Annotated in this window: 1 rRNA gene; it reads right to left on the bottom strand. The window is 48.3% G+C overall.

The features are described from left to right. A 23S ribosomal RNA gene (locus AW165_RS18480) occupies window positions 1-230 on the bottom strand; the annotation flags it as partial.

Here is a 230-nt window from a genome sequence, read left to right on the forward strand (position 1 = left end):
TCCAGGTTTGATTGGCCTTTCACCCCTAGCCACAAGTCATCCGCTAATTTTTCAACATTAGTCGGTTCGGTCCTCCAATTGATGTTACTCAATCTTCAACCTGCCCATGGCTAGATCACCTGGTTTCGGGTCTATATCCAGCGACTGAGTCGCGCAGTTAACACTCGCTTTCGCTACGGCTCCCCTAGATGGTTAACCTTGCCACTGAATATAAGTCGCTGACCCATTAT

It is taken from the genome of Acinetobacter sp. LMB-5 (genome assembly GCF_001541635.1).
In the GTDB taxonomy this organism is placed as follows: Bacteria; Pseudomonadota; Gammaproteobacteria; order Pseudomonadales; family Moraxellaceae; genus Acinetobacter; species Acinetobacter pittii.